Annotated in this window: 13 protein-coding genes; 5 read left to right on the top strand and 8 right to left on the bottom strand. The window is 72.1% G+C overall.

Annotation, left to right across the window (positions count from 1 at the left end; genetic code table 11):
* Positions 1-5: 5 nt before the first annotated feature.
* Positions 6-227, bottom strand: a complete 222-nt coding sequence (locus tag IE267_RS14205; protein ID WP_161252389.1) for a dodecin — start codon at positions 225-227, stop codon at positions 6-8.
* A gap of 242 nt (positions 228-469) precedes the next feature.
* On the opposite strand from IE267_RS14205, the gene IE267_RS14200 reads away from it, so the two are divergent.
* From IE267_RS14200 to IE267_RS14190, 3 genes are all read left to right on the top strand, one after another.
* Positions 470-1,723, top strand: coding sequence for an extracellular solute-binding protein (locus IE267_RS14200; protein WP_167151940.1), 1,254 nt, complete (start codon positions 470-472; stop codon positions 1,721-1,723).
* A gap of 152 nt (positions 1,724-1,875) precedes the next feature.
* The gene (locus IE267_RS14195) at positions 1,876-2,367 is read left to right on the top strand and encodes a peptidylprolyl isomerase (RefSeq protein ID WP_167151938.1); all 492 of its coding nucleotides are present in this window, start codon (positions 1,876-1,878) and stop codon (positions 2,365-2,367) included.
* A gap of 211 nt (positions 2,368-2,578) precedes the next feature.
* Positions 2,579-3,940 carry an NAD(P)/FAD-dependent oxidoreductase gene (locus tag IE267_RS14190; RefSeq protein WP_161252404.1) on the top strand — a complete coding sequence of 454 codons (1,362 nt, stop codon included), beginning with the start codon at positions 2,579-2,581 and terminating at the stop codon, positions 3,938-3,940.
* Here the strand turns inward: IE267_RS14190 and IE267_RS14185 are convergent.
* A complete protein-coding gene (locus IE267_RS14185) occupies positions 3,920-4,735 on the bottom strand; it encodes a cytochrome c oxidase assembly protein (RefSeq protein WP_189763431.1) in 816 nt (271 codons plus the stop codon). The two genes, IE267_RS14190 and IE267_RS14185, sit on opposite strands and share 21 nt — an antisense overlap.
* Positions 4,735-5,241: a DUF2243 domain-containing protein gene (locus IE267_RS14180; protein WP_189763430.1), complete on the bottom strand. Its 507-nt coding sequence runs from the start codon at positions 5,239-5,241 to the stop codon at positions 4,735-4,737. Before IE267_RS14180 ends, IE267_RS14185 begins: the two co-directional genes overlap by 1 nt.
* A 264-nt stretch (positions 5,242-5,505) precedes the next feature.
* Here IE267_RS14180 and IE267_RS14175 point away from each other — a divergent pair, with 264 nt between their 5' ends.
* Positions 5,506-5,952, top strand: a complete 447-nt coding sequence (locus tag IE267_RS14175) for a nitroreductase family deazaflavin-dependent oxidoreductase (protein ID WP_161252411.1) — start codon at positions 5,506-5,508, stop codon at positions 5,950-5,952.
* A 125-nt stretch (positions 5,953-6,077) separates the two neighbouring features.
* On the opposite strand, the gene egtD is transcribed toward IE267_RS14175, so the two are convergent.
* Genes egtD through egtA form a run of 4 tightly spaced genes read right to left on the bottom strand, consistent with a single transcriptional unit; the run spans position 6,078 to position 10,343 of the window.
* Positions 6,078-7,040 carry an L-histidine N(alpha)-methyltransferase gene (egtD, locus tag IE267_RS14170; protein ID WP_167151931.1) on the bottom strand — a complete coding sequence of 321 codons (963 nt, stop codon included), beginning with the start codon at positions 7,038-7,040 and terminating at the stop codon, positions 6,078-6,080.
* Positions 7,040-7,792, bottom strand: coding sequence for an ergothioneine biosynthesis protein EgtC (gene egtC, locus IE267_RS14165; protein WP_167151929.1), 753 nt, complete (start codon positions 7,790-7,792; stop codon positions 7,040-7,042). Before egtC ends, egtD begins: the two co-directional genes overlap by 1 nt.
* A complete protein-coding gene (egtB, locus tag IE267_RS14160) occupies positions 7,792-9,093 on the bottom strand; it encodes an ergothioneine biosynthesis protein EgtB (RefSeq protein WP_189763429.1) in 1,302 nt (433 codons plus the stop codon). Before egtB ends, egtC begins: the two co-directional genes overlap by 1 nt.
* Positions 9,090-10,343 carry an ergothioneine biosynthesis glutamate--cysteine ligase EgtA gene (egtA, locus tag IE267_RS14155; RefSeq protein ID WP_189763428.1) on the bottom strand — a complete coding sequence of 418 codons (1,254 nt, stop codon included), beginning with the start codon at positions 10,341-10,343 and terminating at the stop codon, positions 9,090-9,092. Before egtA ends, egtB begins: the two co-directional genes overlap by 4 nt.
* A gap of 138 nt (positions 10,344-10,481) precedes the next feature.
* On the opposite strand from egtA, the gene IE267_RS14150 reads away from it, so the two are divergent.
* Positions 10,482-11,303 carry a TIGR02452 family protein gene (locus IE267_RS14150; protein WP_189763427.1) on the top strand — a complete coding sequence of 274 codons (822 nt, stop codon included), beginning with the start codon at positions 10,482-10,484 and terminating at the stop codon, positions 11,301-11,303.
* An 88-nt stretch (positions 11,304-11,391) separates the two neighbouring features.
* Here the strand turns inward: IE267_RS14150 and IE267_RS14145 are convergent, their stop codons facing one another.
* On the bottom strand, positions 11,392-11,853 hold the full coding sequence (locus IE267_RS14145; RefSeq protein ID WP_167151919.1) for a type II toxin-antitoxin system PemK/MazF family toxin: 462 nt from the start codon (positions 11,851-11,853) through the stop codon (positions 11,392-11,394).
* Between the last annotated feature and the right edge of the window lie 58 nt (positions 11,854-11,911).

Below are 11,911 nucleotides of genomic sequence, written 5' to 3'. Positions count from 1 at the left end.
GGAGGTCAGACCTCCGCGTCGTCGTCCAGCCGGAAGCCCACCTTCAGCCCGACCTGGTAGTGCTCGACGACGCCGTTCTCGATGTGGCCGCGCACCTGGGTCACCTCGAACCAGTCCAGATTGCGCAGGGTCTGCGCCGCGCGGGCCACACCGTTGCGGATGGCCTGGTCCACGCCTTCGTGGGAGGTGCCGACGATCTCGCTGACGCGGTACGTGTGGTTGGACATGGAGGTGCTCTCCTCTCGTCGCGTCACTCCACCGTGCCCCACCCGGCCGCACTCCGCGAGACAGCGGCGCGCGGCCCGGCGCCGCCCCGTCCGCGGTTGGCCGGAAAAGTTCGGCACCCGCCGGGTCTTGACCACCTGATTGGTCCATACCAAACTCACGAGGCAACACCCGAACAAGCCCTTCGCGCTTGCCCCCCATGTCGGGTCATGACTGCTTGCCCACACGCAGAAGGTGACCTTTCGTGAGGATCCATCGCGCCCTTGCCTGCTCGCTCGCGCTGGTGTCGGTCTGTGCCGCCGGCGGCTGCGGCACACTGCCGGGATTCGGCGACGACACCACCAAGGTGACCGTCTGGCTGATGCGCAACAGCGCGTCCGACGATTTCGTCCAGCGCTTCGAGCGCGACTTCGAGAAGCAGCACAAGAACGTCGAGCTCGACGTCCGGATCCAGGAGTGGACCGGCATCGGCGAGAAGATCGACGCCGCCCTCAAGGGCAAGGACGCACCGGACGTCATCGAGGTCGGCAACACGCAGGTCCCCCAGTACGCGGCCAGCGGCGGCCTGCTCGACATGACCCTGGAGTCGATCCGTGACTGGGGCAGCGACGCCTGGCTGCCGGGCCTCGCCCAGCCCGGCAACGTGGACGGCATGCAGTACGGCATTCCGTGGTACGCCGCCAACCGCGTGGTCATCTACAACAAGGACCTCTTCGCGGCTGCCGGGATCACCAAGCCGCCGAAGGACCGCGCGGAGTGGCTGGCCGACACGGCGAAGCTCAACTCCGGCGGAAACCAGGGGATTTACCTCGCCGGTCAGGACTGGTACACGCTGGCCGGATTCGTCTGGGACGAGGGCGGGCAGCTCGCCCAGGAGGACACCGGCGACTGGAAGGGAGCCCTCGACAGCCCGGCCGCGCTGCGCGGCATGCAGTTCTACAAGCAGCTCCAGGCGCTCGGCCAGGGGCCGAAGAACGCCGACGAGGAGACCCCGCCGCAGGCCGGCGTCTTCGCCCAGGGCAAGGTCGCCCAAATGATCGCGGTGCCGGGCGGGGCCAAGGCCATCCAGAAGGCCAACCCGGCCCTCGCCGACAAGCTCGGCTACTTCCCGATCCCGGGGCCCACGGACGCGAAGCCGGGCGCGGTCTTCACCGGGGGCTCCGACCTGATCATCCCGCGCAGGACTCCGCACCGGGCGGAGGCCGTCCAGGTCGTCGCGGCGCTGACCGGCGAGAAGTGGCAGACCGACCTGGCCACGACGATGAACTACGTGCCCAACAAGTCCAGTCTGGCGCCCGCGGTCGAGGGCCAGGCCGGCACTGCCACGATGGCCAGGGGCGCCGCGCAGGGCCGGGCCACCCCCAACGCGCCGCAGTGGCCCGCCGTCGAGGCGGACAACCCCATCAAGCCGTACATGACGGCCGTCCTGAACGGAGCCGATCCGAAGAAGGCCGCGAAGACCGCCTCGGACCGGATCACGTCCCTGCTGTTCCCCTGAGCCGGCGTGCGCCCGTACGGAGAAGCGCAGGTTCGCAGGGGCCTGATTCTCCGCGGGCCGCGCCCGTGCGCGGGGCCTGGTTTCGGGTCGTGCGGAGGCGGTGGGGCGAGCCGGGATCGAGCCGCGGGACGGCGGATGTCAGGATGGGGCCCATGCAGAACGTTTACTTCGACATCACCATTGACGGCGAGAACGCCGGCCGCATCGTCTTCCGGCTCTTCGACGACGTCGTCCCGGAGACGGCCCGCAACTTCCGCGAGCTGTCCACCGGCCAGAACGGCTTCGGCTACGCCGGCTCCACCTTCCACCGCGTCATCCCCGAGTTCATGCTCCAGGGCGGCGACTTCACGCACGGCAACGGCACCGGCGGCAAGAGCATCTTCGGCGCCACCTTCGCCGACGAGAACTTCGACCTCAAGCACGACCGGCCGTTCCTGCTCTCGATGGCCAACCGGGGCCCGGGCACCAACGGCTCCCAGTTCTTCGTGACGACCGTCGTCACCCCCTGGCTGGACGGCAAGCACGTCGTCTTCGGCGAGGTCGTCGAGGGCGAGGACCTCGTGAAGAAGATCGAGGCGCTCGGCACCCGCAGCGGCGCCCCGCGCGCCACCGTCGTCATCAGCGACAGCGGCGTCGTCGCCTGACGTCCCACCCGCACACGAACGGCGCCGTCCGACCGGAGCGATTCCGGCCGGGCGGCGCCGTTTCGCATGGCCGGGTGGCGGCATTCGGTGGTGCGCCCGCGCCGGGTTGATCACTATGGGGATGTTGACGAACGCCGGTCAGGGGCACTCGGGCAGTGGACGGGCCCAGTTCTCGTCCCCGTTCTCAGGTCCCAGGGAAAGGACGCACACCGTGGCACGACCGAGGATTCTCGTCGTAGGCGCCGGCTTCGCCGGAGTCGAATGCGTACGGCGCCTGGAACGCCGCCTCCAACCGGGAGAAGCGGAGATCTCCCTGGTCACCCCGTTCTCGTACCAGCTCTACCTGCCCCTGCTGCCCCAGGTCGCCTCCGGGGTGCTCACGCCCCAGTCGGTGGCCGTCTCCCTGCGGCGCAGCGCCAAGCACCGCACCCGGATCATCCCGGGCGGGGCCATCGGCGTGGACCCCAAGGCGAAGATCTGCGTCATCCGCAAAATCACCGGAGAGACACTCGACCAGCCGTACGACTACATCGTTCTGGCCCCCGGCAGTGTGACCCGCACCTTCGACATCCCCGGCCTCGTCGAGCACGCCCGCGGCATGAAGACCCTGGCGGAGGCCGCGTACATCCGCGACCACGTCATCTCCCAGCTCGACCTGGCCGACGCCAGCGACGACGAGGACGAGCGGGCCTCGCGGCTGCGCTTCGTGGTGGTCGGCGGCGGCTACGCGGGCACCGAGACGGCCGCCTGCCTCCAGCGGATCACCACGAACGCGATCAAGCGGTACCCCCGTCTCGACCCGCGGCAGATCAAGTGGCACCTCATCGACATCGCGCCCAAACTCATGCCCGAGCTGGGCGACAAGCTCGGCAGGGCCGCCCTGCAGATCCTGCAGAAGCGCGGCATCGAGGTCTCGCTCGGCGTCTCGATCGCGGAGGCCGGCCCGGACAAGGTCACCTTCACCGACGGCCGCGTGCTGCCCTGCCGCACCCTCATCTGGACGGCGGGCGTCGCCGCCAGCCCGCTGGTCGGCACCCTCGACGCGGAGACCGAGCGGGGCCGGCTCCTGGTCACCCCCGAGCTGACCGTGCCCGGGATGGACGGCGTGTTCGCGCTCGGCGATGCCGCCGCCGTGCCCGACCTCGCCAAGGGCGAGGGCGCCTTCTGCCCGCCCACCGCACAGCACGCGATGCGCCAGGGCCCCAGGCTCGCCGACAACATCGTGGCCTCGCTGCGCAACCAGCCGCTCGCGCCCTACATCCACAAGGACCTCGGCCTCGTCGTGGACCTCGGCGGCCGCGACGCCGTCTCCAAGCCGCTCGGCATCGAACTGCGCGGCCTGCCCGCCCAGGTGGTGGCGCGCGGGTACCACTGGTCCGCGCTGCGCACCAACGTGGCCAAGACCAGGGTCCTGACCAACTGGATGCTGAACGCGGTCGCGGGCGACGACTTCGTGCGCACCGGCTTCCAGGCTCAAAAGGCGGCCACCTTGAAGGACTTCGAGTACACGGACGCCTATCTGACCCCCGAACAGGTCCGTGCGCACACGGCCTCACTGACCGTACGAGGCTGAGGCGGGCGGCGCCTCGCAGCCCGCCCCGCGGCGGCTCTCGCGGGCCAGGCGACGGCCGGAGGCCGCGTACCACCGCAGCCCGACGACGGCCGCGAGGGCGATCTCCACGAGGTCGCCGCCGTAGTACATGAGCTCGGCGGCGGCCGCGAGGTCGCGCGCGCCGAAGGCGGTGCCGGGCGGGGGAGCCGCGTACAGGGTCCTGGCGAGGACGGCGTGCGCGGCTCCGGCGCCGACCAGCGCCGCCCCTCTGAGGACGATGCCGGGCCGGCTCGGCAGCGGGTCGAGCGCGCAGACGACGGCCGCGAACAGCAGCCCCGCCGCGAAGACGTGCACATGGATCAGGGCCCCGAGCCAGGCCCGTTCGTGTGCGGCCGCGAACAGCGGGCCGCGGTACAGCAGCCAGAGGCCGCCCACATCGAGGAGCGCGGCCACCGGTGGATACGCGAGCGCCGCGACCGGCCGGGAGCGCAGCACGGCGAGGAGGCGCCGCCGTCCGCCCGGTGGCAGCGAGCGCAGCGCGAGCGTGACCGGACGGCCGAGGACGATCAGCAGCGGGGCCACCATGCCGGTGGCCAGGTGCTGGGCCATGTGGGAAGTGAAGGTGCCGCCGGGCGGCGCGATGAGGGCGACCGCTGCCAGGACCGCCGCCCCGGCCGTGAAGGAGAGGTCCCGCAGCGGCGACCAGCGATCCCCGCGGCGCCGCAGCCGGGCGGCCGCGAGTGCCTGGACGACCGCCCCGCCCACCGCGAGCCCGGCCGCGAGAAGGGCCAGTGGGCCGTCCTGCTGATGCTGCATCAACTCGATTGTGCGGAAGCCGAGTTGAGGCCTCGCGCGGCGCCGCGGAGCAGGACGGCACCGACGCCGATGAACACCACGGCGAGGACGTTCCACGTCAGGTCGTACGGCACGAGGTCGACGTGGTACCTGATCTGGTGCAGCCCCATCAGCTTGTGCTGGACCGTGCCGTCGTACAGCTGGAACGCCCCCGCGCCGGCCAGGATGCCGCCGACGAGCGCGCGTCGCACCAGGCCCGCCCGCTGGCGCAGATCGGCGACCAGGACCAGGCCGATGACCACGGCGAACCAGCCGAAGGCGTGGAACAGACCGTCGGAGACCAGGGCGACGCCGGGCGTCGAGCGGTCGTAGAAGTGGTGCCAGTGCAACAGCTGGTGGAACACCGTCTCGTCGACGAAGGCGGCGATGCCCACCCCGATGAGGGCGCCCGACCAGGCCGAACGGGCCCGCAGCGGACGGCCACGCGAGGGCTGGGCAGGGGGCTGGGAAGCGGCTGGAGTCGCCATCGGTGGCACATCCTCGGGGGAGTCTGCGGAAGATCGTCCGACGCGGAACTGCACATCCCGTCCGCTGCCCGCAGCCGTAACGGGCAAGCGTTCGAATCAGGCCTTCCTGTCCGCCCGGCGGATTCCGGCCTTCCTGTCGTGCGCCGGTGTCCCGCGGCGCGCAACGCGGACGTCGCGGGGAAGATGAGGGGAGCCGACGGCGTTCGCACAGAGGCCGGCCGAAGCACGGCCGGCCCCCAGGTTCACGGACGAAGGGACCCCACCATGCCTCTCGACGGCGAGTACGAGCCGACCCCCACCGAGTGGGTGCGCAAACAGGTCGACCTCATCGAGCGATCCGGCGGAGCCGAGGGAATGTCGCTGAACGGCATGCGGGTGGTCCTGGTGACGACGCGCGGCGCCAAGAGCGGCAAGCTGCGCAAGACCCCGGTGATGCGGGTCGAGCACGACGGCCGCTACGCGGTGGTCGCCTCGATCGGCGGTGCTCCCAAGAACCCGCTCTGGTACCACAACATCGTCGCCGATCCCCGCGTCGAGCTCCAGGACGGCACCGAACGCCAGGACATGACGGCCCGTGAGGTGACGGGCAAGGAGAAGGCCGAGTGGTGGGAGCGGGCCGTCGCGGCGTTCCCCAACTACGCGGAGTACCAGGAGAAGACGGACCGTGACATCCCCGTCTTCGTCCTGGAGGCGGTGCCCGGCGGCCACTGATTCCGGGCGGGGCGCGGAAATGTTCGGGCACGGGATGCCGTACGGCCACGGCCGCGCACGGCCGCTGGTTCGGTAGAGGCGCGGGCCCGGCGGTCGCCAACGACCGCAGGGCCCGCGCGCCCGGCTCAGCCGGCCGTCGCCAGGGAGAGCGCGAACCGTCCGGCGGCATCCGTCCACCAGTGGCCGGGCACGAACCCGGCGGCGCTCAGCTCGGCCCGTACGCCCTCCTCGCGGAACTTGGCCGAGATCTCGGTGCGCAGTTCCTCGCCCGCCGCGAACGGGACCACCAGGTCGAGTTCCGGGATCTTCACCACCACGTCGCGGCGGGCCCGCAGCCGCATCTCGATCCACTCCTCCTCGCGGTTCCACAGCGCCACGTGGTCGAAGTCGTCCGGGTCGAAGTCCGCGTCCAGCTCCCGGTCGATGACGTCGAGCACGTTCTTGTTGAACGCGGCCGTCACCCCGGTGGGATCGTCGTAGGCGCGGACCAGGACGGACTCCTCCTTGACGAGGTCGGTCCCGATGAGCAGCGAGTCACCCGGAGCCATCAACTTCCGTACGGAGGTCAGGAATTCGGCGCGCTCGGCGGGCAGCAGGTTGCCGATGGTGCCGCCGAGGAACGCGACGAGCCGGGGCCCGGGTGCCTCGGGGAGTTCGAGGACCCGGGTGAAGTCCGCGATGAGCGCGTGGACGCGCAGGTCCGGGTGGTCGGCGAGCAGCCCGTCGGCCGCCCCGGTCAGCGCGCTCTCGCTCACGTCGACGGGGATGTACGTGAGCGGCGTGGGCAGCGCGTCCAGGAGCAGCCGGGTCTTCTCGGAGGAACCCGAGCCCAGTTCGACCAGCGTGTGTGCCCCGGTCGCGGCGGCGATGTCGGCAGCGCGGTCGGCGAGGATCTCCCGCTCGGCGCGGGTCGGATAGTAGTCGGGAAGCCGGGTGATCTCCTCGAACAGCTCGCTGCCACGAGCGTCGTAGAACCACTTCGGCGGAAGGGACTTGGGGGCCCGGGTCAGACCGTGCAGCACATCGGCGCGCAGTGCGGCCCCGGTGGCGTCCTCGGGCAGGGTGCGGGTCAGCTGGAACGGGCGCACTACTGGGGCTCCTTGAGGGGGGTGAGGAGGACGTCGGTGCGGCTGGCGGTGAGCAGGGTGCGGTCCGGCACCTCGCGCCAGTGCGGATCGTCGTCGTGGGGCTCGGAGGCGACGACGGTGGAACGGCCGGGCTCGTGCAGATACCAGAGGGTGTCGCCCCAGGCGGTCGCGGTGATGGTCCCGCCGTCGGTGAGCAGCAGGTTCAGTCGCGAGCCGGGTGCCGCGGCGGCCAGTTCGACGACCGTGTCGGCCAATGCCTGCCCCGGCTCGTCACCGCTGTCGAGTCGGTGCAGGACCAGTGCCCACACGAACGCGGAGTCACAGCGCGCCTCCAGGCGGAGCAGGGCTTCGGCGGGCAGTGCGGCAGCCGGTCCTGCCACACTGCCGGGCCAGCCCCGCAGGGCGCCGTTGTGGCTGAACAGCCGGCGCCCGGAGGCGAACGGCGCGGCCGCCGCCTCGCCGTCCGCGCCCGCCTCGGTGGCGTCCCGCACCGCGGCGAGCAGGGTCCCGGTCCGCACCACCCGGGCCAGGTCCGCGAAGTTCGGGTCGGCCCAGATCGGCCCGGCCCGCCGGTAGCGGGCCGGGGCGGGGTCGCCGTCCGCGTACCAGCCGACGCCGAAGCCGTCGGCGTTGACCGTGCCGTAGCGCTGGCGGCGCGGCGCCCACGACTGCCGGTACAGGGCGTGCGACGGCCGGACGAGAAGCGTCTCCAGCGCCAGCGGCGGTCCGGTGTAAGCGATATGACGGCACATCAGGCGTCATCCCGTGCGGTGCGGAAGCCGGCGAAGATCTGCCGGCGCACCGGCAGGTCCCAGTTGCGGAAGGTGCCCCGGCAGGCGACCTCGTCCACCGAGAACGCCCCACCGCGCAGCACCTTGTGCCCGGGGCCGAAGAACACCTCCGAGTACTCGCGGTAGGGGAAGGCCACGAATCCTGGGTAGGGCAGGAAGTCGCTCGACGTCCACTCCCACACGTCGCCCATCAACTGCCGGATTCCGAGGGGGGACTGTCCCTCCGGGTAGGCGCCGGCGGGCGCGGGACGCAGATGGGTCTGGCCGAGGTTGGCGTGCGCCGCGGTCGGGTCGGCGTCGCCCCAGGGGTAGCGCCGCGAGCGGCCCGAGACCGGGTCGTGACGGGCCGCCTTCTCCCATTCCGCCTCGGTCGGCAGGCGCCGCCCGGCCCAGCGGGCGTAGGCGTCGGCCTCGTACCAGCTGACATGCAGGACGGGCTCGTCCAGCGGCACCGGCTCGGTCACCCCGAAGCGGCGCCGCAGCCACTGGCCGCCTTCCCGGCGCCAGAACAGCGGTGCGTTCAGGTCGTGTTCGCGGACCATCGTCCAGCCCGCGGGGTCCCACCAGCGCTCCTCGCGGTAGCCGCCGTCCTCGATGAAGCGGAGGTAGGCGCCACAGGTCACCGGGGTCGTGTCGAGGTGGAAGGAGGAGACCACGCGATGGTGGGCCGGGCGCTCGTTGTCCAGCGCCCAGGGTTCGGTCGAGGTGCCCATGGTGAACGGGCCGCCAGGTACGAGGACTTCGGACGGCAGACCCTCGGTGGAGCCGGGCGGCGGCTCGGGGGCGGTGAGCGCGGCAGGGCCCGACCGCAGCTGATGGGTAATCAGCATGGTCTCGTCGTGCTGCTGTTCATGCTGGGCGATCATGCCGAAGGCGAACGCGGCGTCCGTCAGCGGACCGCCGCGCAGCGGGGTGCTCTCCAGTACGTCCAGGGCCCGGCCCCGCACATCGGCGGCGTACCGGCGCGCCTCGGTGGGGGCGAGCAGCGGCAGGGTGGGGCGCGCGGCACGCGGATGCTCGAAGGCGTCGTACAGGGAGTCGATCTCCGGCCGGATCGCGTCCTGGCCGGCGACGGCACGCAGCAGCCACTGCTCCTCCTGGTTGCCGATGTGCGCGAGGTCCCAGACGAGCGGGGACATCAACGGCGAGTGCTGTGCGGTGAGTTCGTGGTCGTCGACGCTTGAGGTGAGCGTGCCGGTGCGGGCGCGCGCAGCGGTGAGCGCTGTCAGGGCGCGGGCCCTGAGCAGCTCCGGGTCGGTCATAGGTGGAGGTCCTTCGGTGCGGCGGGCGAGGGTGTGTCGTCGGCCGGACATCGGCCTCGTGCGACATGGCGATCGGTGAAGTCGGCCACCCGGTCCTGGACGTCCCGGGTGGCGCCGAGCCGGGGGAGCGCGCCGAGCGCCGCCGTGAAGCAGGCCATGGCCGCCTCGCGCAACTCGGGGTCGGCGAGACCGTCGTGGGCCGCCGCGCGCCAGAGCGGATTGCGTGGCGCGGGCTGTGAACCGGCGCGCTCGGCTAGGGGTTTGACGGTCCGGTAGGCGAGCTCGGCCGCCTCCGGGTCGTCGAAGAGCGCGGTGGTCACGGCGAGCGGCACGGTCCATCCGTCGTCGCCGGGCTGTGCGTCGATCATGCGCAGTTCCAGATGGCCGCGCGGCCGGACCGGCGGGAACAGGGTGGTGAGGTGATAGTCGAGATCGGTGCGGGTGGGCGGCCGCGGCGCCTTGGTGCGCAGCCACTGCCGGAAGGTGAGGCCCGGCGGGGCGGACCACGGCCCGTGGTCGGAGCGCACGCACATGACCGGGGCGTCCAGGACGTGTGCCGCCCAGGACGCGCGCGGCGGGGCGTGGAGCGGTGGGGCGAGCGCGCACACCGGGTCGATGGCGCTCCAGTTGGCCTGCCGCACCGAACGCCAGCCGGTCGAACGCCCCTGCTGGAAAGGTGAGTTGGCGAACGCGGCGACCAGGACGGCCCCCAGGAGGTGGGCCATCAGCCAGCGCCGCCCGAAGCCGAGCGGGCCGGGCTCCTCGTACCCGGCGTCGAGGCAGACCTGCACGGACGCCGAGGAGCACATCATGGCCCGGCCCGCGGGACCCGTGCGGTCGAACCGGGCTTCCATGGCGTCGTACCGCGCCTCGCGGAGCATGCGGCGCGGGGGATGCCGGGGTTCCTGGCCGAGTCCGACGAGGGTGAGGCCGCGCTCCTTGAGGGCGCCGCGGACCGTCATCAGGTCCGCGGAGACGGTGGAGATGCACTCCATGAGGGATGCGGCGGGCAGCGAGCTGAGCTCAAGCTGACCGCCGGGTTCGACGGTGAGGGGCGTGCGCACCGGCAGGGCGCGCAGGGCCGCGTAGGCGGATCGGAGTCGGTCGTGCGGAACGGGGAGCAGGGGCTGGTGCAGATCGTGGACGAGCCATTCCAGCTCCACGCCCACGGTGCGTGGCGGACCCGTCTTGAAGCAGATACATCGCAGCAGGTCCTCGGCCTCTGTCTCGGTCAACTCACCTGCGGTCATGGGCGGATGTCCGCCTTTCCGGGGGCTCGGATACACATGGCGTCCCACCTAAGTCTTCGGCGCCGCCGCGCACAAGAGCGCCTCCCCGGGCGGATATTCGATTGCGACAATCTTTCGCACAGGTTCACGATGCCGTTCATGAGTGTACGATTGCGCGCGATTGCCCGCCACACGGTGGAGATCACCGACATCGGCCGCTACGTGACCGGGAACGGCCGTACGGTCTCGATCGCCGAGCCGGTGGCGGCCGCTCTCGCCGGGACCACCCTGCACGGCCCGGACCCCGTCCCGGTCACCCCCGACCGCGACCGCGCGACCCGTGTCCAGGTCACCCCGGAGAGCAGCCTCGACGCGGCCCGGCGGATGGTCCACGCGGACGGAACGGGCAGGGTCGCGGTCCTCGCCTTCGCCTCCGCGCGCAACCCCGGCGGCGGTTTCCTCAACGGGGCCCAGGCGCAGGAGGAAGCGCTGTGCCGCTCCTCGGCCCTGTACGCCACGCTGCTGCGCGTCCCGGAGTTCTACGCCCACCACCGCGCGGACCGGGACGTCTTCTACACCGACCGCGTCATCCACTCGCCCGGCGTCCCGGTGTTCCGCGACGACCGCGGCCGGTTCCTGGAGGCGCCCTTTCGGGTGGGCTTCCTGACCTCGCCGGCGCCGAACGCGGGAGTGATCAGGTCCCGTACGCCCGAAGCGGCACCCCGCATCGGGCCCGCCCTCGACGCGCGGGCCGAACGCGTGCTGGAGACGGCCGCGCTGCACGGCTACCGGCGTCTGGTGCTCGGCGCGTGGGGCTGCGGGGTGTTCCGGAACGACCCGGCGCGGGTGGCCGAGGCCTTTCGCACCCACCTGACGGGGGAGGGCAGGTTCGCGGCCCATTTCGACGAGGTCGTCTTCGCGGTCCTCGACCGCGGCAGCGAACGGGCCACGGTGCGTGCGTTCGAACGCGCCTGGACATAGCGGTGCGCGCCGCGCCCGTGCGCCGGGGCCGATGCCCCTGCCCGGAGCGATGGCGGCGGGCAGGGGCGCCGGCCCGGAACGAGGCCGTCTAGCGCCAGCCGTACCGTTCCCGCAGCCGCTCCGCGACCAGGGCGAAGCGGGGCAGGTCCAAGGCGCAGGCCTCGCGGCGCATGCCCTGTTCGTGCAGCCGCAGCACCCGGTCGAGGTCCACCCAGGACTCACGGCCCTCCCGGTCCCACGGGCCGACGCCGATCGGCACCCATTCGCGGTCGTGGTCGTGCCGCTTGCTGGACAGCTGCACGGCGAGCAGCGTGCCGGCCGCCTCGCGGGCCACCACCAGCACCGGCCGGTCCTTGCCCCGCCCGTCGTTCTCCTCGAACGGCACCCAGGTCCACACGATCTCGCCGGGATCGGGATCGCCGTCACGGTCCGGGGCGTAGTCCATGCGCACGGCCGCCACCTCGTGGGGGTCGGCCTGGCTGGTGGCGGTCGGGCCGCTTCGGCCGGGCAGCGGCGGGCGGTCGGTGTGATCGTCGAGATACGCAGTCATCCGGACACCGTAGGGCCTGTACGGCCCAATTCGTGGCGCGGGCGGGCCGGTAGGGCCG

Source organism: Streptomyces xanthochromogenes (assembly GCF_014650455.1).
Taxonomy (GTDB): domain Bacteria; phylum Actinomycetota; class Actinomycetes; order Streptomycetales; family Streptomycetaceae; genus Streptomyces; species Streptomyces xanthochromogenes.
The sequence above is the reverse complement of the archived record's forward strand: the minus strand, read 5'-3'. Positions and strand labels throughout refer to the sequence as shown.